Below are 22,636 nucleotides of genomic sequence, written 5' to 3' on the forward strand. Positions count from 1 at the left end.
AACGACATCGCAAAGATGAGAAGTTTGATTGAGATAACCAAATTATTTACATAACTAAAAATAGGTAAGGCAATGAAAAAGTACAATTTGAAAAAGATAATGACCGATGCGCACATTCTTTTCCGCGCATTGAAAGAAAGAGGAATATCATTTGGTGAATGCCTGAGACGTATTTGGAATGAAGCAAAAAACTACTCATGTAAATATTTCACAGACTATAAGCCTACTAACTATAATAATAACTCTACTCCATCTTCGGCTTACTATAATCAAAATAGTACTGGGCTTTATGGAGCACATTATGTAGGAGATTAATGCAATGAATAAGTTCGTGAATCATAGAACCAAAGTAAAATAGATTATTATGAAAGTTCAAGTATGTGTAATGTCCGATAACGATGTAATTTACATAGATACGGCTGTGGAGATAGATCTTGAAGTGTTTCCGCGCAAAGGTGAAATTGTAATACTTTCAAAAGAAGAGATAAGCCGCATAGTGAAGTTAATCGGGAAGAATAATCAATCTGAATACAAAGATCTTTTGGGTCTTTTCATACAAGGAACCTGTTGGTCTGATTATCAGATGGAAGTGACTAATGTTATTCATCTACAGGGCAGAAAGGCGATAGTCCAACTTAAGGTGTTTAAATAAATTGACGTAACATTAGTAATATGGAAAAGAGAGATTATAGACTGGTAATTGATGGTAAGTACAATAGGAAAGCTATCATACAGCGTGCTTGGATTTATGTGCGCAATTATAACTACTCTTTGAATTTTGCAATGAGAATGTCTTGGGCTGATGCTCAAATAAAAAAAGACGAATACCATAACGAGTTACAGATAAAAGAAAAGGGGCTGTTTCTTCCGATTAAGAATCTTTCACTTAGCGATATTGCTGCTGGTTTTATGCCAGTATGGAGAATAGACCATGTGCCTAAATAAATTAAGATTTCCAAAAAGGTAGTCCTGTAATCCGGCATAAGGCTCCTGCGATGTTCAGCGCTGATAGCAAGGGATACCAGCCGGGGAAATTTTAAAAGTCATTTAGCCTGTAGGGGCGTAGAGAATATCTTCTACAGGCACTATGTTAATTCGATCTTTGACATAATGGAAAATTGAGGTTTTCAAGTTATCCTCTGACGAAATCTGACGATGTAAAGTAGTCATAACTTGACAACGATGTATGCTGCTGTAAGGGTCAAACAGGCATCGTTGTAAAAATAAACAGTTAGACTAAGGTCGGCAAATCGTGGTATTTGCTTTATAAGTCCTGTTGACAGCTTGTAACTGGCATCCGGTAGTGAGAATCGGGCAGGGCACATTATATATAAACTAAAATAAATATTATGGCAAATAAATTACCTGTACTTACAGAAAATGTACTTCGTACCAGAGGTATGGAAGTCGCAAAGTATACCTCAGACTTAAGACCGGGATTTGAAGAGATGGAAATTGGGCAGATATTTGGATTTACTAATGTGAAGCAATCATCTTTATACTCTGTGAAATCCTCAAAGGAACGTGATTCATGGGGTGAAAAGCAATGGGATGTGATAGGGGCGGATGAGGTGAAACGAATATACTTTGTTAAACGGTTGTCCTAATGGAACCTTTGACTCAATGTGAATATCAAGTAGCAAATGAAGTGGCAAAGGGGCATACTCCTGTTGAAATCGCAGATGTCTTACAAAAATCTGTGTGGACGATAAAAGCTCAGATAAGGGATATTCATAAAAAGTTAGGTATTAATAACAATGTTGAACTAACCTTATTTTTGCTATGTGACAGGGCGAAGAAGAACTTTGATCTGAAAGAGATAAGGAAGCACGGATTGGAAATATTTTTTTCAATCCTTTTTTTTACTATACAGATTACTTGTAGCTACTTTGATATGCGTAGAATTCGGTTTTCTTCTCGTGCCCGTAATACCATTTCAGTTAGAATTACGGGTAGGCGGAATGTTGATTTGAGTTTATCAAACTTCCTTCTTTCTTAAAAACAATGGCTTTAACTAATTTAAATCATGATATATCCTTATAACAATCAAAAACCGGACATACTTATTGATGGTACTCCGGATATGAGATTGGCGAATATTCTCGCCATCATGGATAGGGAGACTTTCGGCCAAAGGAAAGCTGCAAGCATGGTAGGAGGGTTGGGTAGACTTCTAAAATTAATTGAAGAAGGTAAGATCAGAAGCGATAAACCAACTAACAAGCAAAATGGAAAGTGGTACTGCAATGCAGCAGATGTCTTGAAATATGCAATAATCAAATATCGTAAATCTCCCAAAAAGAAGAAAAATGAAAATTATACTGAACGTACTATTGCTTAACTTGTTGGCTTTGCCATGCTTGTTGATGTTTAATGATGTAGATCCGGAAACAGGAAAATTGAATTTGTGGATAAATGTTTTCGGTATCCTGTATTCTGTATGGTTTTACCGTAAGATTCTGAAAGGTCTTGCAAAGTAATATCGGTATCATATGATTAAACCTTACATCATACAATCCGCCACCCTTATCACATATAATGGGCGGAAAGTACCTTTAGAGATTATAGATCACGATATCATCTCTAAGCCTGTCAAGATTGTAAAAGAACAGATCTTGGATGCTTTTTCTGCTATGGTAGACAGGCCTGTAAAGGTATTATTGAGAATAAGATATATTTAATAGAATATGTAGAATCAATCGATTTTAGTTGATTTCAAGAAAACAACTGAAAAAGGTTGATTTTTCTTTAAGAATGAAATTGTTATGGATAAGATGAAATTACAAGAAGAGAACAAAGATCTTATAAAAGAAATAGAGATGTATCAGATCGAAATTGAAAGGCTTAAATCCCTTTTGACGGACGGCGATCCGATAGGCTGTCACGTTGATGGGCGAATCGTGATAGGTGACAAACGTCCTCTCTCTTTCGAAATAGTATGCGAAAGCGACTCAATAGCACAGATATGTGCAAAAATTTTGAATGACGGTTTCCTTACCGTGGAACAGGCTAAAAAATACTTTAAAGTATGAAAACAATATCAATAGATGTGGATGCGACAAGCGTTCAAATAGAGACCAGTATGACTGGAAATGGATATATCAGGATAACAGCAGAAGTAGATGGAAGAGATTCTACTAAATTACTGGATTCCATATCCAAAGACGATATTTCAGATTATATGCGCGAAAATGGCTATACCTGCGAAGTTGAATAACTTTCATAACTCTCTAACAAGATATGAATATTATGGATAGAGGTGAAGAAATAGAATTGGTAGCTAATTCTATCATAGATGATTTGAATGGCTTAGAGGGATTTGATAGAACTGATATGATAAACATGTTTGGTTCTGGAGCTACTTGGTCAGAAGAGCATCCTACGACAGATAATAGTGGGTGTGATTTCTGTAAGCAGCTTGGAGGTATTGATCATAAATCTAATGAGTGCTATTTAAGTTATGATGGTGAAATTCTATGCGTAGACATTGATATGCCGTTAACATGGGGTAGTGCAACTGGATATTATGGTTTTGATATTAACTTTTGCCCGATGTGTGGCAGAAAACTGATTAAAAAAAATAATTGATTATGGGTGAAATAGCAGATAGTTTAATTAGTGGTGAATTTGATTGCATCACAGGTGAGTATTTAGGCGAAGCAGTTGGTTATCCAAGAACACATGCTTATGGCAGACACGAATACGTATCACCTGTTGAAAAGAAACCTACCAGCAAGGCGAATGTATGCATCTCAAACATGTGCAAAGATAGAGGATTCAGTAACCGTGAAAAGGTTGAGTTTATAGCCAAGTTCTTACATAGCAAAGGTTACAAGCAACTGCCCAAGCTATCACAGCAGTATAAAATTATTCACAGCCAATACAAGAATGATTTTAGAAAGTTTTTGGTTGAACAAGTAAAACTAATAAAATATGAAGAAGATTAAATGTCCTCCTTTAGGTATAATACCTAAAGATATTTACTATCTGAATGCCGATAAGAAAAGGCTTTCTGATTTACAAGATGTTATTGCGCGTTATTACAACGCTGATCTGCCTATTAATCTTGAATGGATAAAGGAGTACAACGAGTTAATAACTAAGATAAATCAGTAATGAATATAATTCTATTATATAACCCTTTAAATTTTTACGATCATGGATAATAATGAAAAGGATTTGATTCTTAGAGAACAAGAATCTTCTCTTGACGTACAGACAATTGATTTGTCTGGGGATATTCCTTCTTTGAAAGACGCAAAGGAACTTCCTGTAGATTTGTGTGGTAATTATTGGTCTCCTGTTAATCCGGGTGAATTTAAGAAAGTTATTTTCTTGGATATCAAACCTCAAAAGGTATTGTCTCAAAGCAATGGTGAATTAATCGATTTGGATTGTGTCATATTTGCAGAGCAAAATGAAAATGGTGATTTGACTACTACAATGAACGGCTCTGTAAGGTTGGTTGGAGCTTTACAACCTTATTTTGAAGATGGCATAATTAAAAAAGGTACAATGCTAAAAATAACATATATGGGCAGAAAGAAGAATAAGACAAATGCAAATTCTTCTGATAACTGGTCTATCAAACCTTTACGCATAAACTTGCCAGATGTGGGATGATATTGATTTGAACGATTGTGAGGAAGGTGAAGAACTCAATCCTTCCGCTTATAATCCGGATGATTACCCTACCAAAGAGGAAATGCTTGATTTTATTTCCTTGAATTGCAACAATCCTCCTATTAATATCGACCTGAAAGAACTTAGCATAAACGGATTGGTAAAACGTGATCCGATGGAACTTTATCTGAAGAGTGACTATATATCATCTTCAAATTTAAAGAATGCACTTAAAACACCTCGTTCTTTCTATTACGACTACGAAAGAGTCTTTGAGGAAAAGGAAAGACCATGTTTTCAATTAGGAACTTTTGCTCACATGGCATTTTTAGAACCACGTTTATTTGAGCTTGTAAAGGTAGAACCTAAATGTAGCCAATCTTCGAAAGAAGGTGTTCTCTGTATGATAAGATTCTACGAAGACCTACTCTCAAATGATAAGAATTATATTCCAGATGTTGAAGAAGATCACCCATCAGAAAGATGGAATTTCAACGATTTAAAAGATTATCGGGATCACAAAAAACAGCAGTGTATAGATTTAGGATATTCTTTTATCAGTGAAGAAATGAGCATGATAATAAAAGCTCTGGAAAGAAATTATTATTGGTATGGTGGCGGTATAATTCCTCAGATACTCAAAGGTGCTTATTCCGAGGTCTCTTTCTACGGAAAAGATGGAGAAACAGGATTAAATGTACGTGTAAGGCCGGATTATTTTAATGTAAAAGAGAATATCGGTGTAAATGCCGTAATTTCTTTTAAGACCACACGAGCCGATGATCTCGGTAAGTTCTATTATGATTGTGCCAAACTCAAATATGAGTTGTCGGAAGGTATGTATCAAGAAGTAATGAGCAGTATAACAGGCAGAGACTTTAATGTGACGATAATGATTATGTTACAGACAGTTGAACCCTATGATGTTGCTGTTCTTTTCTGGGCACCGGACGATTTGGCGAATGGCAAATATAAGTATCACTATGCACTTTCTATTGTAAAGGATTGCTTTGATAAGAAGTTTTTCCCAGGTTATGACGCAAATGCGGAAGAAGGTGCTCGTGGAATAATTGACATGCAGCTTCCGGAATGGAGTCAAAAATTGCTCCATCCGGTTGCTATTGATGATTTTGAATAATTATGAAAAGAATAGAAATAATCTTAGATGGTCGAAAGGTTTTAGATATCCAAAGAAATGAAAATGATTATAGTTCAGATTACATAGCTTTGGAAGTATCGCAAGAAACCCAATATAATATTACTCAAGCAATTCGACTTCTTCAAAAGGTTCAGTCGTGGAATCTTGAGAAAGAAGAAAATCAGGACAGTTAATTAATTTATCAAATATATTGGATAAATCTTTTATTTCATCATCGCTTAATTCATAGCTTCTTATAGACTTTTTATCAGTGAATGTACCTGAAGAAATAAAAGTTTTAACTCCATCTTTTGATTTAATTCTTCTAATAGTTATAAAATTATTAGATTGCTCGGTAATTGCTTTTCTAAATAAAATTTCCATAACACTTAATTTTAAAGTTTGACAGCTCCAAAATTAAGAAAAGTTCCCAAAGGAGTATATTTCTTCTTTGGGAATTTATTAAAACCCATAAAACAATGATTGATTTAAAAGATTATGAACCGGAAGAGATAACTTTCAAACTTCCGTCAACAGTGAAATTTCCAGAGATTATTTTTTCTGATTGTGTCTGTATGGACGATGTAAAGAAGAAGCTTTCAGAACACTTCGTAACCATTCAAGAAAAAGATGTAATTGCTAACCGTGTGATGGATGATTATGAAATATCTATCATTCGTGCAAATTATGGTGAGATTGCCGAGGAACAGATGCCGGAATTAGAGAGTCAATTGGAAGCTTTAAAATCCGAATTTAATGCTGCTAAAAAAGAGTATGAAGCTAAAATAACCTCCTTGCATACTCAATTTAAAGATTTGGTAAATCTTGCGAAGAAAGGAATTAAGGATTATCCTCTTAAGATGATCGATACCTTCCGTATTCCTGTTATGGGATATTATCTGTATTATTCATGGGTAAATGATGCATTCCGTTTGGCATTGGTTCAGGAAATTCCGAAGCATGAATACAATGACCTTTTCAATTCTGGCGAAAAGAATCAAGAAGCATTTAAGTCACTTGGCTATGAGTTACCAAATATTGATGTAAAAGATACCCGTAAAAATCTACGCAAGTTCGGTAAGGGTGAAGATGTGGTAGAAGTATGGGAAGAAGATGGTATGGATGTTTGGTTAGAAAATTGGATCGAAGATTTTCTGGATGAGGATAATGGGGAGGTAATTCCTATACAACGTCATGAATGGCATAGAGTAGCAATTGAAGAAAGTCCGTGGAGAAAGGAGGAAACCAATGACGAGATTGGCACACAAGAAGGGGAGGCCGTCGAATTATCGGAAGAGTCTGAGGAATAACCCATATTGGGAAGAAGTAAAAAGAAAGGTTCGTATCCGTGACGGGCATCGTTGCCAAATGTGTGGAAAATCCTATTCTCTTGAAGTTCATCATAAAACTTATAAAGTGAGCGGTATATCTATTGTGGGCAATGAATTATCCCATTTGGATTGTCTTGTTACTCTTTGTGAGGATTGCCATGCAAAAATACACAATAAATCAATTTAATTATTAACAAAAAAATGCCGGTGAAAAGGACACCGTCGGGAGAGTGCCCCGGTCTTAGATTTTTAATTTTATTAATTACTCCCGGTGTAGCTTGATTGTTTATCCGGGAACTACTTTGTTAGCCTGCCTGCTCGGTCTGTGAAGATAGAGTTGGCGAACATGGTGGTATGGCGGAACAATGAGAGACGCTAAAGCTGAGACATACTTATAGATAGGTTGCGGGTAGTCGGACATGTGACAGAGTGCAATTGAAAGATTGACGGAAATGAACAGGAGTCCCGTGTAAAATGAAAAAGACAATGTATGGGTTGGCGAAACTACACCAACGGCAATAAAACTAAGTGAAACTCCTATCGTGCAGGTGCAAGTCCTGCTACCACCACATAAATGTGAGCCACACATCAATGGCAAGTGTTAGTGAATAATGGTTGTGCCCCGGAGAATACGCTTCGGGGCTTTTAATTGGAGAATATGAAGAAAGTAAGTAATAAGCAGGCTAAACGAAATAGGGATGTGGCTAATATAAAGAAGGCATTACCACCCTATTGTGCAATTTGTGGCAAACCCATGTCAGATGCCGCTCATTTGGTTCCAAAGAGTATGTATCCGGAACATTACACAAATCCTCTTAATATCGTCGGATTATGTCGAGAATGTCACAATAAGTATGATAATAATTTAGCATTCAGACAACGACAGAAACGGCTTATTGAACGTGTAAAATCCTTTGATGAATGTGCTGCAAATAGATATTTTAGATTATGAACAGTTATCAACTAATATCAAAACTTAGAAAGGTTAGGGATGATACTTATCTTACGGCAATAGATCAAGCTCTCTACTATGAGTTGATATCTATTTGTAATGAAAAAGGTTGGAAAGAAGTATTTGAAGCTCGTAGCGCAGTTTTATGCACTTCTTTGAATATCTGGGATAAAACATTGCGTAAGTCTCGCAAAGCTCTCGCTGATGCCGGTTTGATATTCTTTAAATCATGTCGGGATAAACGAATAGGATGTTACTATTCTTTCTTACCGATTCTCGATAATGACATGAAGTCATCGGTAATATCATCGGTAAATGGTACTGATGAAAATACCGAAGAAAATACTGATGATATACCAACAGAGGAATGTCAATCATCGGTAAACTATACGGTAATATCTTCGGTACTACGTACTGATGAAAATACTGATGATAAAAACGCTTCATCGGTAATATCATCGGTAAATGGTACTGATGATATGCAAATTCCACCTATTATAGATATTAAAACTATAAACATAGAGAGTAATCTCGCGCATACGCACGAGAGCACCCCACCTACAAAGCCTAAAAGATCTAAGAAAAAAGAAGGGGATGAAAAGCCTTTAGTGTATCCATTTACTTCGATAGCTTTTATGTCAGCGTGGGAAGCACTTCGCCAAACTCCAAAATGGAAAAAGAAACTCAATTATGCCTTGCAACTATCGTTAGATAAACTTTCAAAATTTGAAGAAGAGTTTGCTATCCTACAAATTGAAAGGGCAATTGAATCCGGTTGGACTGGCGTAGTATTTACGGGTACGGAACGTGATTATCAAGAATGGTTAAATCAAAAATATGGAAACAATCGGAAATCTTGTACAAACAAGCATGAAGCAAATATCTATGCCATGCAGCAATACCTTGCCGAGCGCCAACGCAGAGAGCAAGGTTTGGCTGACGAAGTGGAAAAGCCCTTCTGATATTGAACGTGTGTTTTCTCCTCAGAATTGGGGGTATACATCCAAAAATTCAGAAAAAGCCTATTATGCAGATTGTCCTACGTTGCAAAAATACGATGAATTTTATGGGGAAGGGAATGCCGAGTTTTGGATATATGGTCAAGTGATAGCCTTATTTGGATCAAGTTCAAGCAAGGATTCCGGAGTTGTAGATGGAATTACAATATTTGCTCAATCCTTTGCTTCTCAGGTTAAAATATATAAGCTGTCAGAGTTAATGTTATTCTTTGCAAGATACAAAGCTGGGAGATATGATAATTCCTTTTCTCAATTTGATGCTCGGAGGATTGGGAATGCCTTTTTTAAAGAATTTATTCCTGAACGTTCAAAAGAAATTGAATCTTGCGAAAGAAAACGCAGAAACGAGGAAGCATTAAACAGAAGAGAACTTCCAAAAGGGTATATTGTTCCGGATGGATATAATACTTACACTTGGTATAAAGAGATATTAAGGCGTGCTTCATCTGGAGATCAAGAAGCTATAAATCTTTTAAAATCACCTGTTTATGAATAGATATCAATATGCATTTCTATACGCCATTGTCTCCATCTTGTTTATGGCATTGGGATTACTGGCTGTAGCCTTGTGCAGTTAATTAATAGAACGATCCAAATAAATCAAAGAAGTCATGAACGAAGATAAAAATGTATGTGACAAGTGTGGTGGAAGGCTTGCGCTTGTCGTGGGCACTTTCATCTACAGACCTGACGATGAACCTTACGAGTCAGGTGTGATTGAAAAATCTATCGCTACCGATGGCGAAATCCAAATAAGTGCTCATAAGTGTGATAAGTGCGGCCACTTACAAGGATTTTTTATAGAGTAATAATTAAAAATCAAATCGATAATGAGTGAAATCAAGAATCTAAAAATAGGTGACTTATTCTCTCTTCGCAAAAATGGAGTGACGTATGAGTTTCTTGGATATTGCCCGATTGAAAACCTACCCATTGCTTTTAACCATTGTAAGTATGAGATAGTCTATTTTGAAGATGAAAATAAAAAAGTGTATAAATTATGAAGATAATAGTAAGTTTTTCTGGCGGCAAAGATTCGCAAGCTTGCCTTATTCAAGCTGCCAAACAGTATGGATCCGATAAGATAGAAGCGGTTTTCTGTGATACAGGCTGGGAACATCCGCTTACATACCAACATATCAATGACGTATGTCGGCAACTTGATGTTAAGCTGACTATAATTCGTAATGAGAAAGTTGGTTGTTTTCAAAACTTATGTAAACGGATGAAATGCTTTCCTGTAGCATCTCGTAGGGCTTGTACATCAGCCTTAAAGATACAGCCCATGATTGATTGGGTTATATCGCAAGATGAAAGTTTTATTCTCATTCAAGGAATTAGAGGTAAAGAAAGTGCATCACGTGCAAAGATGGAACCGGAATGCTCCTATTTTAAAGAGTATTTCAATGCAGATAAAGGAATGAGATTATATCGGAAAACAGCAGTTTTAGAATGGTGTAAAAGACATGACGCATCTGTATTGCGTCCGATATTTGACTGGACGGCTCAACAAGTAATTGACTATATCCTTGACAATGGACAACAACCTAATCCGCTTTATAGGTGTGGAGCATCTCGTGTTGGTTGTTTCCCGTGTATAATGAGCCGTAAGGGGGAAATCAAAGTTTTATCGAAAGACATTGATATGACAAAAAGGCTTATTCAACTGGAAAAGGAGATTGACGCTTTGAGGCAAAATGCACATGCAGGGTTCTTCCCTAAAGGATACATACCGGAACGATTTTGTAGAGAATACGGTGATGGGTGTCCAACAGTGCAAGAAGTGATTGATTATGTGAACCGTGATGAATCAATGACAGATATGTTTGAACCGGAAGGCGGATACAGTTGCATGAGCCTTTATCATGGGCTTTGTGAATAAAGTTTAATTCAAAACCAAATCAAATATGAACATAAAAGAATTGCTTAACAGGGAGCTTTCATTTGAAGAAATGAATGAACTCTTAAATGAGTTAATGGACTACGGTTGTAATACTCCAGCCGATTCAAGTGAAAGATTCTATGTATATGATGATGGAGGTGATATATGTGATTTCAGAAAGCATATAGGAATGAAAGCACTAAATACACTTTCCGGCATCCTTCTTCTAAAGGAAAAGATAGACGAAGAGCGTGGCGAATGGAGAGGTAGAACCACAGTGCAGCAAAGCATTAAACAAGCATTAGGAATTAACGAATAACCAGTAGGGCGAATATGCAAAATTGCGTTTCAAACAATGCAAAAATAGCTATTAATTACGCAAAGAGACATGTGGCACAGAAACCAGTTCAGTTATATGCGTGGATATATAAGACTTATGCTAAGGCGGGTTGGAAGATATACGATTCACATCTTGGAAGTGGTACAAATAGAATTGCAGCGTATAAACTTGGTTTTGATTTTTTTGCTACCGAGAAAGATGTAGATATTTATAATGACCAAGAAGAATACTTCCGCCGCCAATGCTTTGGCGAAATAAAAACAGAGAAAGGAACTTTAATACAAACAAGCCTATTTGGCGTATAACCAATAAAAAATGAAGAAATTAAAACGTCTGCAATATGGTGATTTCCTGATAAAAGGCAAAAAACTCATGGAAGTAATGATAGAGAATAAATTTTATAGAAGATATATCGACCATTTAGGGAGATTATCCAAAAATGCATTACCATTTTAACAAGAAATCAGTAATGAACCAAAATAGTGGAACAAAAAAGGAGAAAGGTATATGAAGAAAGAAATTGACGCATGGGTATGGAATCCAGCAAATGCACTATTCAAGCAAAAGAAATCAGAAAAAGCAATCGGTCATATTATATATTGCGAATGTCCCGAAAAATGCGAGTTGTACGCAAAAGGTAATTGTGTCGCTTTTAATAATTATTGTCCTCATGGGAGTAGAGGTAGAGTTATAGGATATTCAAGATTGGCAAGCAAGTTCCATACTTGGATAAGAGAATTTGAAGAGAAGCATAAAGATGTTTATAGGTCTAAATTAACCCAACCGAAAAAGCTGGAATACTTCACAGATTTTGTATATATCCCGATTGCACACTTGGGTTTGAATGAAGATATAGAGTTTGTGGATGGAGGTGGCGCTTTCTCCTGTAGAAGACCGATTATTAAACGAGAGCATTTTAATGCAGAGTTTATATCCAAGCAAATCATCAATTTTACCCCCTATGCTTTGTTTGGAGGAAGAATAAAAGATTACCAAGACAAGGAAGTGCCGAAATTCCTTTTATGGCTAAAACAGCTTGACAATGCTCTATATGAGGAAGTAAAAGAAATGAATCCAACCCATAACGGATTTGTTGCCATGACCAATGTAGGTCGCAAAGCGATACTGCAAACTTTAAATCCAAATATAGGTACATTCAAGGACATACACGGTGGAATATGGGTTTGGGATGGTGAGTACCTGCACTCTAACAATACACACGCTTCTTTCACACTTATTGAAACAAGGGAAATTCAAGAATGTAGGCTAAAGCCCAATGGAAATGTTGCGGTTAAAGTGTGTGATGACGCACAAGTAAATGATAATACAGAGTTTATAGATTGATATGAACAGAATACAGAAATTAGAAGCTGAAATACAGAAGCTAAAGAAACAGGAAGCTGATAAGAAAAAGGCAAAATATCAATATCTCGTTGGAAAATGTATTCACATGGCGCATACTTCTTACGAAAAAATCACAGCGATAGTTAGGGTAAATACTGATGAAATCGGTGATGAAGTGGTATATGATTGTATACATATATATTTTGACAACAGAGAAGATGTAAGTAATAGTGATTCAAGCATCCAACTTGCATCTTACGCAAGTGAATACGTGAAACGGATTGAGAAAAATATCATAAGTCAAGAAGTTTTTGACAAGGCTATGGATGATTGTTTTGCGCATATTAAAAGAATGTCTATTAACGTATAACTATAAGTAATGAATAAATCAACAAATAAGCACCGTCATAAATGGGTAGAGCCTTTCGATGCTCCATTTACCTATATATGTAGTAAGTGTGGCAAACATAAGATTAAAGAGACTATGTACACCGCAACTTACTATGATGAGAACATGAATCCACTCGGTAGCAAATCACCGGAGTGTGTTAGTAAACAACCCTCAAAATAACAATACAGATATGAATATACATTTTGAATATAAAAATACGCCCATCAGTATACCGATTACGGAACAACAGCTTAAGGCTGATAAAGCAGGAACCAATGACTTTTGGGGTGAATTTGAATATGATAGAGAACAGTATCAGATTCAAATTTATCAGTCTACATATGAAGTTGCGATTTTTAAAAAGGAAGGTAACGAGCCTATATCATATTCCAAGTTTGATTTGATTAACGTAAAATTAAATAGAAAGGAATAAATAATGAAAAGAGCAAAAGAAGCTTTAGAGATAGTAAATAAAATAGATGAAAAGTACAATCAGACTGGAGTTATCAAACAGTTTACGATTGATATGATTGAGCATTTTTCAGAAGAACTGAATGGATGTGTACTTGGTGAGAGCGAAGTGTCCGAAGAATCTATTCTCGGAAGTTTGAGCTACAAAGCCAATACCGCATTGGAAATATGCGACGACGGTCTTACTGATTTTTATGTGATACAAGAATTGTATGACGCTATTAACTAATAACAACATAATTATGAGTGAAGCAATAGTAATTAAAATAACTCTTTTACACCTTGTTGCCGGAATGATTGTCTGTTTTTTAGGCATGATGACGGTAGGACGTACAAGTATTCAGAAATATTTGAGAGGCATTCTTTTGATAGTAATAATATCTATGATAGCTTCATTAGGATATGTATTAATTAACGTATAATTAGATCAATAATGGAAACAAATATTATTATGCAGTATATTGATGAATTGCTGCAAGACAATTCAAATGAGGAAGCCGGAATTCAGGAAGCGTTAAAACTTATATAGACAATATGAAAGAAAATAAAATAAAGATACTTCACAATGTTATCAAATACCCCATCACGATAATATCAACTCCTATTCAATTAATCGCAATAGTATTAGCATATATAGCATTAGCATTAAAATCCTTTGCTAATGCATTGATTGCAATTTCAGATAGTTGGGGTGAATATTTAATCAAGAAGTTTTATTATAAATGAAAATTATGTGGATTACAAAATATGGCAAAGTTTAATGATGAAATGATTCAGCAGTGTTCAGATTGGGTTCGTGAAAACGGGCTGATGGAGTATGGTGGAGCGAAGTTAAAGGACTTTTGCAAGCGCTTCGGCATAGATGCACAGACTTATTATAATTGGATGGAAAATTCGGACTTTTCGAATGCTATAAAAAAGGCAAAAGATGATTTCAAAAATGGTCTTGAACGTCGTATTGTATCTTCTATGGCCAATGCTGCCATTGGATATGAATACGAGCAGACATCAACCGAATACTATTTTGAAGGTAAAAAGAAAAAGATCAAAAAGGAGGTAAAGAAGAATATTCGTGTTGAACCGAATATCGGCGCCGGTATTTTCCTTTTAACGAATTTAGAACCAGATAGGTGGAAGAATAAGCAAAATACTGAGCATTCAGGTGAGATTTCGACAGGACTTAATATCATTGTTTCCAATGATGAAGATGCTAATTTGATAGAACAACTTAAAAATAAGGAATAATGATTGTTGTTAAGGTATACAGAGAGAGTTTGAAAGCTTATCTTTCTGGTGTTAGAACGATTGCTAACCGTGGAGGAACAAGATCAGGAAAAACATATTCTATTGTATCCTTACTTGTGTCTATTGCTGTCGGTAGTAAAAATGGAAAGGATATAAATATTGTATCTGAGAGCATGCCACATTTAAAAAGAGGAGCATTAAAAGATATTGATGATATTTTGTCTAATGAGGGACTTTTAAAAGACAGGGATTTTAAATTGAATTCTACTGATCATCAATATACGTTCAATAGTGGTAGTAGTATACGCTTTTTTTCAGTTGATGATTGGGGTAAGGTGAAAGGTGGGAGAAGGGATATATTATTCATTAATGAATGTAATCGTATTCCATATGAAACCTATAGACAATTGTCTGTTCGTACAAGGGAATGTGTATTTCTTGATTGGAATCCAGATTGCGAGTTTTGGTATGAATTAAAGGGGGTACAAGTTAAAAAAAATACTATAGAAGTACATTCTACATATAAAGACAATCCTTTTAATACCCCACAGCAAATTTCAGAAATAGAATCTCACAAAGACGATGATAATTGGTGGAGGGTCTACGGTCTTGGATTAACAGGTCGTTCTGTCGGAATTATATATTCAAGATGGAAGCAAGTTGATTCCATACCAGAAACTGCAAAGTTGATCGGTAGGGGAATGGATTTTGGTTTTACAACAGATCCTACTGCGATCGTTGATGTTTATCAATATGATGGGAAATTATGGGTGAATGAACATTGTTATGAGAGAGGTCTTACAAATGACCAAATTGCAGATAGACTTAGGGATAAAGACTGCGATGTTATTGCTGATTCTGCTGAACAAAAATCAATTCGTGAGATTTATAATTATGGAATAAAAAAAATAGAAGCGGCAAATAAGGGAGCAGATTCAATTCGTAATGGCATTCAGATTTTACAACGTTATGAGATATGTGTTACAAAGTCAAGTCTTAATTTAATATATGAACTTAGGAATTATAAGTGGAAGGAAGATAAAATAACCGGAGAATTGAGGAATGAACCTATTGATAGCAATAATCATGCGTTGGATGCATTACGTTATGTAGCACTTAATAAATTATCGGAAAGTTCAAAACCACGAGGTATTAGAGTTCGTAATTAGAAAAATAGAGCTTTTTATTTGATTATTTGATTTTTAGTATATATATTTGTGCGTGCAATAAAGTGTTATTGCATAATTGATTATTTGATTCTATTAAATAATTGATTTAATTAAATTGTAATTTATTGAAAAGGGTGAAGGGTTGACCCTGAGATATAACATATTAATAACTTTAATTTTTAAAAGTATGATTTGTACATGTCCAGCGGCACCAGCTTTGCCCGATATTCCAGAAGTGATCTGTTCCGAATCGTTAGGACAGATTCAAAAAGTTGCTTTCCAACGTCTTTATAAAGATGATGGAACAAGAAATAGTTTTAACGGTGAAGGTGATTCTCCAATGCCTATTACCGCACTTGCGTCTTGGACTCCATTATTGTCAGCGAATGACTCTACTAAAATTGTTGTTTCCCCGTACATTGAAGCACCGACAGCAGAAGCGGGCGCAGCACGTACCTTTGGTGGCGGAAATGAAACACTTGGAGGTATTGAAAAGAATATAGGCCGTGAGCCAACTCCGTTTACAGGAGTTATTCGCGAAGTACCACAAGCGGTAATTAAAGCACTTAAAGCATTACAGTGTGAAAGTCAAGCATCCAATTTGGGTGTTTATCTGTTTGATGGGAATGGTGCAGTGGGTGCTGATCAGGATGAAACAAATGAAAAAATTTATTATCCTATACCTGTTCGTTCACTGTTTATAGGAGATAAAACATTGGGCGGATTGGAAGCACCGGATAGCAATGCCATTTCATGGTCATTCTTGCCAAACTGGTCTGACAATCTCGCTATTATTGCCCCTGATTTTAATCCTTTGACTGCTCTTAGAATTGCTAAAAAATGAAGGCAAAGACAACAACAGTTACACTAAGATGTGATTCGTTGAATATCGAGAAAGAATTTGAAATCACCCATGCCGATAAGCTGCTGAGAATGCAGAATAACGGCGGGTGGTATTTACCGGCAAATTCAAGTTTTAAGTTTGACAAAGAGAATGGGTTTATCAATCGATCAAATAAGAAAAGAGATAACGGAACCTCAGAAAAGAGGAACGATATCGAGAGCAATAATCCAGCAAAACCGGATTAAATTCCATGCTCAGACATACGCTACTCCGATTATATCTCAGCCTGTTACTGACTTTCTTGCGATGGTTAGTAACATTCTTCCGCATGATAAATTTAAGATCTTTAAGACCCTTTTCCGTTATCCTATTCGTACGAATGAGGTAACGTCCATTTGCTTTGACAAGCTTTCTCGGATATTTGACGGTCGCAATCCTGCATTCAACTACCAGTTCCTCAACAGTGACCAACGGGACGATTGGGAATATTACAGGCAAGATGTCTTGCATGAACCAGATGTTTGGAGTAAAAAAGGATGGGAGTTTTTCAAAACGGAGATAAACAGCATTCTTATTGTTGATTTGCCGGCAGAGCAGTCTTCCGGCAAATACCCAGAACCTTATTTTTATTGGCTTCCGATCGAAAGTGTAATCACCTATGAGGTAAATCATACGACTGGAATAATGGATTTTATAATATTCCGTCAAGATTTTGGCCGTATTGCTGTAATCGACAGGGATAGTTACCGCATATTTCGGGAAGAAAAAAATAATATAGGGGAGCTGCTTGTTGAGAATCCTCATGATTTAGGTTATTGCCCGGCAAGATTCTTTTGGGATGAACCGGTTAATTTGAGGGAACCAGATATTAAGTTGAGTCCTCTAACTAAGGAATTGGAAGCATTGGATTGGTTCCTGTTCTTTCACATCAGCAAAAGACATCTTGATCTCTACGGTGCATACCCTATTTATTCCGGTTATGAACAGGCATGCGATTTTAGCAATGGAAATAATGGGGATTATTGCGATGGAGGATTTATCCGGGATAAGGATGGGCACTATAAGTTTGACCAGTTCGGTCTTGAACTTCTCCGGTGCCCTAAATGCGGAAATAAACGCATAGTTGGTGCCGGATCATTTGTTGAAATACCTATCCCGGGCGAAAAACAGCCTGATTTACATAATCCTGTTCAGATGCTTTCTGTTGACCGTAGCAGTCTTGATTATAATGTCGATGAAGAAAAAAGACTACGTGACGATATCATAACGGCTGTTGTCGGACAAAATGAGGAAGTAACGCAACGTGAAGCATTCAATGAACAGCAGGTGAAAGCCGCATTCGAAAGCCAAAGCACTGTCTTGAACCGTATTAAAAAGGGATTTGAATCCGCACAGCAATTTGTCGATGAGACCGTCTGTCGCTTGCGATATGGTAAACAATTTGTTTCAGCGAAAGTCAATTACGGTACTGAATTTTACCTGTATGATGCTAATGAATTGCGTCAAAGGTATAAATCGGCAAAAGAAGCAGGTGCGAGTGAGGGAGAATTGGATGCGTTGCAAAATCAGATCATAGAGACGGAATACCGGAATAATCCGACGCAGATGCAGCGAATGTTGATACTGTCAGAACTTGAACCTTATCGGCATTTGACCCGTACAGAGATTTTAGATCTCTATGGTAAGAATTTGATTAGTGAGGATGAACTGCGTATCAAGCTGAATTTTGCAAGCTATGTGCGACGATTCGAAAGAGAGAACATGAACATTCTTGAATTCGGCACACAGGTGCCTTTTGACAAAAAGATATCAGTAATAACTAATAAATTTTTTGATTATGCTCGTGAAAACAGGAGTCAACGGGGAGACTAAAGACGTGTCTATTTTTGACGTTACCCCGGAAAATTACATTGTTCCCAAAGGGGAAGAACATTTGTACCACTGCCTTATCGAAGTTAGAAAGTTCGATTCAGATACAGGTAAGAGATTGAGCACACCACGTGTTCAAGTGTTCGGTAAAAAAGCTTACGAAGAAGGTGTTTATCATAACTTGAAAAAGCATGGTCACACCATTACTGTATTGCACGATCCGAACGAATACTTAACTGCAAAGAAAGCAGAGGAAGCTGCAAAGGCAGAAGAAAAGGCTGCTAAAGAAGAGGAAGAAGCACGGCTTAAGGCAGAGGAGGAAGCCAGGATTGAAGAGGAACGGAAAAAAGCTGAGAAGGAAGCCCTGAAAGCGGAAATCCTTGCTGAATTGAAAGAGTCTGGCATTATTCAGGAAGCAAAGAAACCGGGCAGGCCTAAAAAGGAATCTTCTGAAGAAGCAGAAGAATAATATTAACCATAAATGATTAAAGGGTAAAATCATGGCATTAACAGTAGAAGTTTTAAAAGCAAATTCGGTATTGGCCGGATTGAGTGACGAACAGTTGGCAGCTATCACAACTTTGTCTGCAAATGACGAAAATAGCGTAATTGCTCAAAAAACGGGTAAGATATACGGTGACTTGGATGCCGATATTTTGTCTGTTACCGGTATTGCAAAGAATGGCACTGAAAAGACGTATGATTATGCGAAAAGGGTACTTGGTGAGTTCAAGACAAAGGCCGAAAGTGCCGTACAGCTACAGAGCACTATTGATACGCTGACAAAAGAAAAATCGCGTTTGGAAAAGGCTATCCAAGATGGTGCTTCCGATGCGGAGACCGCGAAGGCTTTGAAGCAGGCTAAAGCTGATCTTGCAGCTATTACAGGGCAATATAATGAGCTTAATACCAAATTCCAGAACGCTGAACAAAACCATCAAAAAGAACTGTTCGGTATCCGTGTGGAATCAACATTGCAAGCTGCTACGGCTAATTTGAAGTTTAAACCGGAGCTCCCGGGAAGTGTAACTAAGGTATTGCTTAGTCAAGCGACAGAGAAAATTAAAAACATGCATCCGGAACTGATCGATGACGGGAAAGGCGGTCAGATCATTGCGTTCAAAGATGAAAATGGCGCAATTATGCGTAATCCGAACAATCAATTGAATCCATTTACGGCTGATGAATTGATTCAACGTGAATTGGATATGATGGGGGTTTTGGATAAAGGCAGGCAACAAGTCGGTACCGGCACACAACCTCCTTCTGGTGTTACAGGTTCGGGTACTGTTATTAGCATAGCTGGTGCAAAGACAAGAACAGAAGCATATGATATGATTGCTTCAAGTCTTATGACGCAAGGACTGACAAATGGTTCTGCGGAATTCCAGACTGCTATGGATCAGGCATGGAAAGATAACAATATCTCTTCCCTTCCGGAGAAATAAAGAGAATAAGAAAGGGTAAAGGGTCAACCCGGTATTTATAACATTAAAAAAATATTTGATATGAGTTTAATTGCAACCAGATTACAGAATTGGCGTGTTGAAGATCCCGAATTTGACCGGAATATGACCCGCCCTTGCGAGTATGGCGCATTGGATTTTTTCGTAGAACAGACCGATGCACGTAATTCGATTATTAACCCCCGATTACGCGAACGTGCATTCGCTTCGATCGGTAATACCGTACAGATTCCTGTCATTAACTATGATGAGAATGTACAGGTGTCCAATGTTCGCTCATGTGTCATTGCTGATAATGAGAATGCTTCTGCGCTGTATACCGTTACATGGGCTACTTACGCGGTAGGATTTACGATGGTGCCGGCTGCTTATATGAATAATGAAATCAGTTACGAACATGACTGGCTTCGCAAAATGGAGAAAATCAGTCGTGCTATGGCTAATGCTCTTGATTCAGCAGCAGTTGCACAATTGGAAGCTCAAAAGACGCAGGTTTTCAAATCTAAACTGAATTATACCGTAACCGGTAACGTGATTGAAGTTCCTACTCAGATGTCTACTGAAATCTTAGGTGATATTAACCCTATGATGCGCGCTAACTGTTATCCGGAACAGATTCACGTGATCGGAAATGCCGGTGTTGATGCACTTATTCGTAAATTGGCTCAGCATGGTATCTACAATGACGTCAACAAACGAATGGAATACGACAACAAGGTTATTCATTATACTAACAATGTCGTTGACGAATCCGGCAAAATGGGAACACTGTTCGCAGTAGTTGACGGGAATGTCGGAGTGCTTACCCGTGTTGACCGTGAAGCATTACGTCGTGCTCGTTCTAACTTCCACGAATGGGACGTAGTACGTATTCCGTTTGTTGATCTTCCGGTAGGTTCTCATTACTATACGGAAGTTGGTGACCAGTCTAAATTGTGGGGTGATGCAACGGCAGATTTGAATTGTGGTGTTAAAGAATTCTTCGGATTCTCAGTTGATGTTGCATTCTTGGTAGCATACAACAGTAATCCTGCAACTATCGCTAACCCGATCATCAAGGCTGAGATTGCTGCACGTGCAGATAATACTCCTTTGGGTATGCCTGTATATGTGACAAATGCTGCTCAGTTTTCGGCTTAAAAATTAGATATGACACAATGAAAGGGGATGGGATATTTGTCCTCATCCCCTTTATTTATTAAAGGGTATGTACAGGTTAAAAGAAATAGAACAGGCTTTGCTTAATGTTGTGGGATGGCAACAGGCTCTTAATCCTACACAGCATATAGAAGAATCATTGACGCGTACCGATAGCGGATTGTACTTTCAAAATGCACATCCTCTTGTTACTCTCAATAATATATCGGCCATAATACCGGATGATTGGGGCTATCAGTATCCGAAATGGAACATGATTTCGCCTTATAGAAAAGGGGATATTGTGTCTCATAATAATATGCTGTGGATGGCTAAAATGGGCAATACTAACCAAGAACCAGCGGTTAGCGACTTTAACGGTGACTTTAGTCGTGATTATGGCAATCCTTTTTGGCAGCCTTTCAATATGCTATCCAGTTATCTTGAAAATCTGACAATAAACGGTATAGATACCGTTGTGCAAAGCTTTACTCAAATGAAAGGTTTGGATAAGGAGACGAAAAATTTGTTGGAAAGACGTACACTCTTTGATGGTGCAGGACGTATACGTGCTACTTTGCAGAATTCTCATAAACTCGTAGGAATGGAAATTGTTCCTGTCCGTTCTATGGGAGTGACAACTAAAATAGAACGTATCGGGCTTCAAATGACCGGTGGTACCGGACTAATCAAGATGTATCTCTTCCATAGTTCGCAGATAGACCCTATCCGTACTTTCTATCTGAATTTTAATGTCACGAATGGAGGGTTCCAATGGTTCCCATTAAAAGATTGTTATCTGCCGTATATCAGTGACGGAAACAACTCCGGTGGTGCTTGGTATCTGGTATATAATCAAGACGAGCTACCACGTGGAATGGAAGCTGTCAATGTTTCAAAGGATTGGAGCCGTGAACCTTGTGGTACATGTAATATCGGTAGTGTGGAGACATGGAGACAGATTACTAAGTACATGCAGATATCTCCATTCATGTATAATGCACCTACTACATTTGAAGAATATCCGGAACTCTGGGATATTTCCGGAAACATCTATACCAATACGCTGAATTATGGTATTAATTGCGAGATAACGGTTGGCTGTGATCTTACTGATTTTATCATATCACAACGCCAGATATTTCAGACAGTGATACAAAGGCAGGTAGCCGCAATTGCATTGCGGACAATGGCTATGAATCCGGATGTACGCGTAAATCGAAATCAATCCAACGTGTCCCGTATGGATATTCTTTACGAACTTGACGGTAATACACAAGGTATGCCGGGTGGATTAGGCTACGATTTAAAAAAGGCTTATGAAGCACTGAGTTTAGATACACAGGGATTAGATAGAATTTGCTTGTCATGTAATAATCACGGTGTTCGTTATCGTACAACATAATGGCGGGATT

The 22,636-nt window shown here is 37.1% G+C and carries 39 protein-coding genes; 38 read left to right on the forward strand and 1 reads right to left on the reverse strand.

The window, feature by feature from the left end:
* Nucleotides 1-72 precede the first annotated feature (72 nt).
* The 15 genes from HMPREF1532_RS12395 to HMPREF1532_RS12460 all read left to right on the forward strand — a co-directional run bounded on the left by HMPREF1532_RS12395 (nt 73) and on the right by HMPREF1532_RS12460 (nt 5,761).
* Nucleotides 73-315 (forward strand): hypothetical protein, encoded by a 243-nt coding sequence (locus tag HMPREF1532_RS12395; RefSeq protein ID WP_005929934.1) that lies wholly within the window; start codon nt 73-75, stop codon nt 313-315.
* Nucleotides 316-364: 49 nt separating this feature from the next.
* On the forward strand, nt 365-652 hold the full coding sequence (locus HMPREF1532_RS12400; protein ID WP_005929937.1) for a hypothetical protein: 288 nt from the start codon (nt 365-367) through the stop codon (nt 650-652).
* A gap of 20 nt (nt 653-672) precedes the next feature.
* The gene (locus tag HMPREF1532_RS12405) at nt 673-945 is read left to right on the forward strand and encodes a hypothetical protein (RefSeq protein ID WP_005929941.1); all 273 of its coding nucleotides are present in this window, start codon (nt 673-675) and stop codon (nt 943-945) included.
* A 404-nt stretch (nt 946-1,349) separates the two neighbouring features.
* Nucleotides 1,350-1,607 (forward strand): helix-turn-helix domain-containing protein, encoded by a 258-nt coding sequence (locus tag HMPREF1532_RS12410; protein ID WP_005929945.1) that lies wholly within the window; start codon nt 1,350-1,352, stop codon nt 1,605-1,607.
* Entirely contained in the window at nt 1,607-1,999 is a 393-nt protein-coding gene (locus HMPREF1532_RS12415; protein WP_005929948.1) for a helix-turn-helix transcriptional regulator, read from the forward strand. The genes HMPREF1532_RS12410 and HMPREF1532_RS12415 overlap by 1 nt, the downstream gene beginning before the upstream one ends.
* A 27-nt stretch (nt 2,000-2,026) precedes the next feature.
* On the forward strand, nt 2,027-2,341 hold the full coding sequence (locus tag HMPREF1532_RS12420) for a hypothetical protein (protein ID WP_005929953.1): 315 nt from the start codon (nt 2,027-2,029) through the stop codon (nt 2,339-2,341).
* Nucleotides 2,310-2,480, forward strand: a complete 171-nt coding sequence (locus tag HMPREF1532_RS21540) for a hypothetical protein (RefSeq protein ID WP_005929956.1) — start codon at nt 2,310-2,312, stop codon at nt 2,478-2,480. Before HMPREF1532_RS12420 ends, HMPREF1532_RS21540 begins: the two co-directional genes overlap by 32 nt.
* Before the next feature lie 12 nt (nt 2,481-2,492).
* Nucleotides 2,493-2,681 carry a hypothetical protein gene (locus HMPREF1532_RS12425; protein WP_005929958.1) on the forward strand — a complete coding sequence of 63 codons (189 nt, stop codon included), beginning with the start codon at nt 2,493-2,495 and terminating at the stop codon, nt 2,679-2,681.
* 84 nt (nt 2,682-2,765) lie between these two features.
* A complete protein-coding gene (locus HMPREF1532_RS12430) occupies nt 2,766-3,032 on the forward strand; it encodes a hypothetical protein (RefSeq protein WP_005929960.1) in 267 nt (88 codons plus the stop codon).
* The gene (locus tag HMPREF1532_RS12435) at nt 3,029-3,217 is read left to right on the forward strand and encodes a hypothetical protein (protein WP_005929962.1); all 189 of its coding nucleotides are present in this window, start codon (nt 3,029-3,031) and stop codon (nt 3,215-3,217) included. Before HMPREF1532_RS12430 ends, HMPREF1532_RS12435 begins: the two co-directional genes overlap by 4 nt.
* Before the next feature lie 32 nt (nt 3,218-3,249).
* Nucleotides 3,250-3,588 (forward strand): hypothetical protein, encoded by a 339-nt coding sequence (locus tag HMPREF1532_RS12440; protein ID WP_148301712.1) that lies wholly within the window; start codon nt 3,250-3,252, stop codon nt 3,586-3,588.
* A gap of 2 nt (nt 3,589-3,590) precedes the next feature.
* The gene (locus HMPREF1532_RS12445; protein WP_005929964.1) at nt 3,591-3,947 is read left to right on the forward strand and encodes a hypothetical protein; all 357 of its coding nucleotides are present in this window, start codon (nt 3,591-3,593) and stop codon (nt 3,945-3,947) included.
* On the forward strand, nt 3,934-4,116 hold the full coding sequence (locus HMPREF1532_RS12450; RefSeq protein WP_005929965.1) for a hypothetical protein: 183 nt from the start codon (nt 3,934-3,936) through the stop codon (nt 4,114-4,116). The genes HMPREF1532_RS12445 and HMPREF1532_RS12450 overlap by 14 nt, the downstream gene beginning before the upstream one ends.
* 42 nt (nt 4,117-4,158) lie before the next feature.
* Nucleotides 4,159-4,623, forward strand: coding sequence for a hypothetical protein (locus tag HMPREF1532_RS12455; protein WP_005929966.1), 465 nt, complete (start codon nt 4,159-4,161; stop codon nt 4,621-4,623).
* Nucleotides 4,613-5,761: a PD-(D/E)XK nuclease-like domain-containing protein gene (locus tag HMPREF1532_RS12460; protein ID WP_005929967.1), complete on the forward strand. Its 1,149-nt coding sequence runs from the start codon at nt 4,613-4,615 to the stop codon at nt 5,759-5,761. The genes HMPREF1532_RS12455 and HMPREF1532_RS12460 overlap by 11 nt, the downstream gene beginning before the upstream one ends.
* Before the next feature lie 120 nt (nt 5,762-5,881).
* Here the strand turns inward: HMPREF1532_RS12460 and HMPREF1532_RS21340 are convergent, their stop codons facing one another.
* Nucleotides 5,882-6,145, reverse strand: coding sequence for a hypothetical protein (locus HMPREF1532_RS21340; RefSeq protein WP_005929968.1), 264 nt, complete (start codon nt 6,143-6,145; stop codon nt 5,882-5,884).
* Nucleotides 6,146-6,240: 95 nt separating this feature from the next.
* On the opposite strand from HMPREF1532_RS21340, the gene HMPREF1532_RS12470 reads away from it, so the two are divergent.
* From HMPREF1532_RS12470 to HMPREF1532_RS12575, 23 genes are all read left to right on the forward strand, one after another.
* Nucleotides 6,241-7,071: a hypothetical protein gene (locus HMPREF1532_RS12470; RefSeq protein ID WP_005929969.1), complete on the forward strand. Its 831-nt coding sequence runs from the start codon at nt 6,241-6,243 to the stop codon at nt 7,069-7,071.
* Between the two features lie 58 nt (nt 7,072-7,129).
* Complete coding sequence (locus HMPREF1532_RS21810; RefSeq protein WP_229104163.1) at nt 7,130-7,279, forward strand: HNH endonuclease; 150 nt, start codon at nt 7,130-7,132, stop codon at nt 7,277-7,279.
* 471 nt (nt 7,280-7,750) lie between these two features.
* Complete coding sequence (locus HMPREF1532_RS21545) at nt 7,751-8,044, forward strand: HNH endonuclease (RefSeq protein ID WP_025819839.1); 294 nt, start codon at nt 7,751-7,753, stop codon at nt 8,042-8,044.
* Entirely contained in the window at nt 8,041-9,006 is a 966-nt protein-coding gene (locus HMPREF1532_RS12480) for a hypothetical protein (RefSeq protein ID WP_005929970.1), read from the forward strand. Before HMPREF1532_RS21545 ends, HMPREF1532_RS12480 begins: the two co-directional genes overlap by 4 nt.
* Complete coding sequence (locus HMPREF1532_RS12485; RefSeq protein WP_244266430.1) at nt 8,915-9,559, forward strand: hypothetical protein; 645 nt, start codon at nt 8,915-8,917, stop codon at nt 9,557-9,559. Before HMPREF1532_RS12480 ends, HMPREF1532_RS12485 begins: the two co-directional genes overlap by 92 nt.
* 115 nt (nt 9,560-9,674) lie before the next feature.
* Nucleotides 9,675-9,872, forward strand: a complete 198-nt coding sequence (locus tag HMPREF1532_RS12490; RefSeq protein WP_005929975.1) for a hypothetical protein — start codon at nt 9,675-9,677, stop codon at nt 9,870-9,872.
* Between the two features lie 191 nt (nt 9,873-10,063).
* Nucleotides 10,064-10,945, forward strand: coding sequence for a phosphoadenosine phosphosulfate reductase family protein (locus HMPREF1532_RS12495; RefSeq protein ID WP_005929981.1), 882 nt, complete (start codon nt 10,064-10,066; stop codon nt 10,943-10,945).
* Between the two features lie 25 nt (nt 10,946-10,970).
* Nucleotides 10,971-11,264, forward strand: a complete 294-nt coding sequence (locus HMPREF1532_RS12500) for a hypothetical protein (RefSeq protein ID WP_005929983.1) — start codon at nt 10,971-10,973, stop codon at nt 11,262-11,264.
* A 14-nt stretch (nt 11,265-11,278) separates the two neighbouring features.
* Nucleotides 11,279-11,590: a class I SAM-dependent methyltransferase gene (locus tag HMPREF1532_RS12505; RefSeq protein ID WP_005929985.1), complete on the forward strand. Its 312-nt coding sequence runs from the start codon at nt 11,279-11,281 to the stop codon at nt 11,588-11,590.
* A 202-nt stretch (nt 11,591-11,792) separates the two neighbouring features.
* Nucleotides 11,793-12,629 (forward strand): hypothetical protein, encoded by an 837-nt coding sequence (locus tag HMPREF1532_RS12510; RefSeq protein WP_005929989.1) that lies wholly within the window; start codon nt 11,793-11,795, stop codon nt 12,627-12,629.
* 1 nt (nt 12,630) lies between these two features.
* Complete coding sequence (locus HMPREF1532_RS12515; RefSeq protein WP_005929991.1) at nt 12,631-12,999, forward strand: hypothetical protein; 369 nt, start codon at nt 12,631-12,633, stop codon at nt 12,997-12,999.
* Nucleotides 13,000-13,210: 211 nt separating this feature from the next.
* Nucleotides 13,211-13,453 (forward strand): hypothetical protein, encoded by a 243-nt coding sequence (locus HMPREF1532_RS12520; RefSeq protein WP_005929994.1) that lies wholly within the window; start codon nt 13,211-13,213, stop codon nt 13,451-13,453.
* Nucleotides 13,454-13,456: 3 nt separating this feature from the next.
* A complete protein-coding gene (locus tag HMPREF1532_RS12525) occupies nt 13,457-13,720 on the forward strand; it encodes a hypothetical protein (protein WP_005929996.1) in 264 nt (87 codons plus the stop codon).
* Nucleotides 13,721-13,733: 13 nt separating this feature from the next.
* Entirely contained in the window at nt 13,734-13,913 is a 180-nt protein-coding gene (locus HMPREF1532_RS12530; protein ID WP_005929997.1) for a hypothetical protein, read from the forward strand.
* A gap of 112 nt (nt 13,914-14,025) precedes the next feature.
* A complete protein-coding gene (locus HMPREF1532_RS12535) occupies nt 14,026-14,217 on the forward strand; it encodes a hypothetical protein (protein ID WP_005930003.1) in 192 nt (63 codons plus the stop codon).
* A gap of 21 nt (nt 14,218-14,238) precedes the next feature.
* Complete coding sequence (locus HMPREF1532_RS12540; RefSeq protein ID WP_005930005.1) at nt 14,239-14,736, forward strand: hypothetical protein; 498 nt, start codon at nt 14,239-14,241, stop codon at nt 14,734-14,736.
* Nucleotides 14,736-15,905 (forward strand): PBSX family phage terminase large subunit, encoded by a 1,170-nt coding sequence (locus HMPREF1532_RS12545; RefSeq protein WP_005930011.1) that lies wholly within the window; start codon nt 14,736-14,738, stop codon nt 15,903-15,905. Before HMPREF1532_RS12540 ends, HMPREF1532_RS12545 begins: the two co-directional genes overlap by 1 nt.
* Before the next feature lie 187 nt (nt 15,906-16,092).
* Nucleotides 16,093-16,749, forward strand: coding sequence for a hypothetical protein (locus HMPREF1532_RS12550; protein ID WP_005930013.1), 657 nt, complete (start codon nt 16,093-16,095; stop codon nt 16,747-16,749).
* Between the two features lie 150 nt (nt 16,750-16,899).
* Entirely contained in the window at nt 16,900-18,621 is a 1,722-nt protein-coding gene (locus HMPREF1532_RS12555) for a hypothetical protein (RefSeq protein ID WP_005930016.1), read from the forward strand.
* Complete coding sequence (locus tag HMPREF1532_RS21625) at nt 18,587-19,087, forward strand: hypothetical protein (protein WP_005930018.1); 501 nt, start codon at nt 18,587-18,589, stop codon at nt 19,085-19,087. Before HMPREF1532_RS12555 ends, HMPREF1532_RS21625 begins: the two co-directional genes overlap by 35 nt.
* Before the next feature lie 31 nt (nt 19,088-19,118).
* A complete protein-coding gene (locus HMPREF1532_RS12565) occupies nt 19,119-20,066 on the forward strand; it encodes a hypothetical protein (RefSeq protein ID WP_005930021.1) in 948 nt (315 codons plus the stop codon).
* A 60-nt stretch (nt 20,067-20,126) separates the two neighbouring features.
* Complete coding sequence (locus tag HMPREF1532_RS12570) at nt 20,127-21,224, forward strand: hypothetical protein (RefSeq protein WP_005930024.1); 1,098 nt, start codon at nt 20,127-20,129, stop codon at nt 21,222-21,224.
* Between the two features lie 67 nt (nt 21,225-21,291).
* Nucleotides 21,292-22,626 carry a hypothetical protein gene (locus HMPREF1532_RS12575; RefSeq protein WP_005930027.1) on the forward strand — a complete coding sequence of 445 codons (1,335 nt, stop codon included), beginning with the start codon at nt 21,292-21,294 and terminating at the stop codon, nt 22,624-22,626.
* The last annotated feature ends 10 nt before the right edge of the window (nt 22,627-22,636 follow it).

Origin of the sequence: Bacteroides salyersiae WAL 10018 = DSM 18765 = JCM 12988 (genome assembly GCF_000381365.1) — a bacterium.
In the GTDB taxonomy this organism is placed as follows: domain Bacteria; phylum Bacteroidota; class Bacteroidia; order Bacteroidales; family Bacteroidaceae; genus Bacteroides; species Bacteroides salyersiae.

Excerpts from the sequence above, each read along its gene's own strand:
- HMPREF1532_RS12395 (WP_005929934.1), top strand. The coding sequence starts at position 73 with ATGAAAAAGTACAATTTGAAAAAGATAATGACCGATGCGCACATTCTT.
- HMPREF1532_RS12400 (WP_005929937.1), top strand. The coding sequence starts at position 365 with ATGAAAGTTCAAGTATGTGTAATGTCCGATAACGATGTAATTTACATA.
- HMPREF1532_RS12405 (WP_005929941.1), top strand. The coding sequence starts at position 673 with ATGGAAAAGAGAGATTATAGACTGGTAATTGATGGTAAGTACAATAGG.
- HMPREF1532_RS12410 (WP_005929945.1), top strand. The coding sequence starts at position 1,350 with ATGGCAAATAAATTACCTGTACTTACAGAAAATGTACTTCGTACCAGA.
- HMPREF1532_RS12415 (WP_005929948.1), top strand. The coding sequence starts at position 1,607 with ATGGAACCTTTGACTCAATGTGAATATCAAGTAGCAAATGAAGTGGCA.
- HMPREF1532_RS12420 (WP_005929953.1), top strand. The coding sequence starts at position 2,027 with ATGATATATCCTTATAACAATCAAAAACCGGACATACTTATTGATGGT.
- HMPREF1532_RS21540 (WP_005929956.1), top strand. The coding sequence starts at position 2,310 with ATGAAAATTATACTGAACGTACTATTGCTTAACTTGTTGGCTTTGCCA.
- HMPREF1532_RS12425 (WP_005929958.1), top strand. The coding sequence starts at position 2,493 with ATGATTAAACCTTACATCATACAATCCGCCACCCTTATCACATATAAT.
- HMPREF1532_RS12430 (WP_005929960.1), top strand. The coding sequence starts at position 2,766 with ATGGATAAGATGAAATTACAAGAAGAGAACAAAGATCTTATAAAAGAA.
- HMPREF1532_RS12435 (WP_005929962.1), top strand. The coding sequence starts at position 3,029 with ATGAAAACAATATCAATAGATGTGGATGCGACAAGCGTTCAAATAGAG.
- HMPREF1532_RS12440 (WP_148301712.1), top strand. The coding sequence starts at position 3,250 with ATGGATAGAGGTGAAGAAATAGAATTGGTAGCTAATTCTATCATAGAT.
- HMPREF1532_RS12445 (WP_005929964.1), top strand. The coding sequence starts at position 3,591 with ATGGGTGAAATAGCAGATAGTTTAATTAGTGGTGAATTTGATTGCATC.
- HMPREF1532_RS12450 (WP_005929965.1), top strand. The coding sequence starts at position 3,934 with ATGAAGAAGATTAAATGTCCTCCTTTAGGTATAATACCTAAAGATATT.
- HMPREF1532_RS12455 (WP_005929966.1), top strand. The coding sequence starts at position 4,159 with ATGGATAATAATGAAAAGGATTTGATTCTTAGAGAACAAGAATCTTCT.
- HMPREF1532_RS12460 (WP_005929967.1), top strand. The coding sequence starts at position 4,613 with ATGTGGGATGATATTGATTTGAACGATTGTGAGGAAGGTGAAGAACTC.
- HMPREF1532_RS21340 (WP_005929968.1), bottom strand. The coding sequence starts at position 6,145 with ATGGAAATTTTATTTAGAAAAGCAATTACCGAGCAATCTAATAATTTT.
- HMPREF1532_RS12470 (WP_005929969.1), top strand. The coding sequence starts at position 6,241 with ATGATTGATTTAAAAGATTATGAACCGGAAGAGATAACTTTCAAACTT.
- HMPREF1532_RS21810 (WP_229104163.1), top strand. The coding sequence starts at position 7,130 with ATGTGTGGAAAATCCTATTCTCTTGAAGTTCATCATAAAACTTATAAA.
- HMPREF1532_RS21545 (WP_025819839.1), top strand. The coding sequence starts at position 7,751 with ATGAAGAAAGTAAGTAATAAGCAGGCTAAACGAAATAGGGATGTGGCT.
- HMPREF1532_RS12480 (WP_005929970.1), top strand. The coding sequence starts at position 8,041 with ATGAACAGTTATCAACTAATATCAAAACTTAGAAAGGTTAGGGATGAT.
- HMPREF1532_RS12485 (WP_244266430.1), top strand. The coding sequence starts at position 8,915 with ATGAAGCAAATATCTATGCCATGCAGCAATACCTTGCCGAGCGCCAAC.
- HMPREF1532_RS12490 (WP_005929975.1), top strand. The coding sequence starts at position 9,675 with ATGAACGAAGATAAAAATGTATGTGACAAGTGTGGTGGAAGGCTTGCG.
- HMPREF1532_RS12495 (WP_005929981.1), top strand. The coding sequence starts at position 10,064 with ATGAAGATAATAGTAAGTTTTTCTGGCGGCAAAGATTCGCAAGCTTGC.
- HMPREF1532_RS12500 (WP_005929983.1), top strand. The coding sequence starts at position 10,971 with ATGAACATAAAAGAATTGCTTAACAGGGAGCTTTCATTTGAAGAAATG.
- HMPREF1532_RS12505 (WP_005929985.1), top strand. The coding sequence starts at position 11,279 with ATGCAAAATTGCGTTTCAAACAATGCAAAAATAGCTATTAATTACGCA.
- HMPREF1532_RS12510 (WP_005929989.1), top strand. The coding sequence starts at position 11,793 with ATGAAGAAAGAAATTGACGCATGGGTATGGAATCCAGCAAATGCACTA.
- HMPREF1532_RS12515 (WP_005929991.1), top strand. The coding sequence starts at position 12,631 with ATGAACAGAATACAGAAATTAGAAGCTGAAATACAGAAGCTAAAGAAA.
- HMPREF1532_RS12520 (WP_005929994.1), top strand. The coding sequence starts at position 13,211 with ATGAATATACATTTTGAATATAAAAATACGCCCATCAGTATACCGATT.
- HMPREF1532_RS12525 (WP_005929996.1), top strand. The coding sequence starts at position 13,457 with ATGAAAAGAGCAAAAGAAGCTTTAGAGATAGTAAATAAAATAGATGAA.
- HMPREF1532_RS12530 (WP_005929997.1), top strand. The coding sequence starts at position 13,734 with ATGAGTGAAGCAATAGTAATTAAAATAACTCTTTTACACCTTGTTGCC.
- HMPREF1532_RS12535 (WP_005930003.1), top strand. The coding sequence starts at position 14,026 with ATGAAAGAAAATAAAATAAAGATACTTCACAATGTTATCAAATACCCC.
- HMPREF1532_RS12540 (WP_005930005.1), top strand. The coding sequence starts at position 14,239 with ATGGCAAAGTTTAATGATGAAATGATTCAGCAGTGTTCAGATTGGGTT.
- HMPREF1532_RS12545 (WP_005930011.1), top strand. The coding sequence starts at position 14,736 with ATGATTGTTGTTAAGGTATACAGAGAGAGTTTGAAAGCTTATCTTTCT.
- HMPREF1532_RS12550 (WP_005930013.1), top strand. The coding sequence starts at position 16,093 with ATGATTTGTACATGTCCAGCGGCACCAGCTTTGCCCGATATTCCAGAA.
- HMPREF1532_RS12555 (WP_005930016.1), top strand. The coding sequence starts at position 16,900 with ATGGGTTTATCAATCGATCAAATAAGAAAAGAGATAACGGAACCTCAG.
- HMPREF1532_RS21625 (WP_005930018.1), top strand. The coding sequence starts at position 18,587 with ATGCTCGTGAAAACAGGAGTCAACGGGGAGACTAAAGACGTGTCTATT.
- HMPREF1532_RS12565 (WP_005930021.1), top strand. The coding sequence starts at position 19,119 with ATGGCATTAACAGTAGAAGTTTTAAAAGCAAATTCGGTATTGGCCGGA.
- HMPREF1532_RS12570 (WP_005930024.1), top strand. The coding sequence starts at position 20,127 with ATGAGTTTAATTGCAACCAGATTACAGAATTGGCGTGTTGAAGATCCC.
- HMPREF1532_RS12575 (WP_005930027.1), top strand. The coding sequence starts at position 21,292 with ATGTACAGGTTAAAAGAAATAGAACAGGCTTTGCTTAATGTTGTGGGA.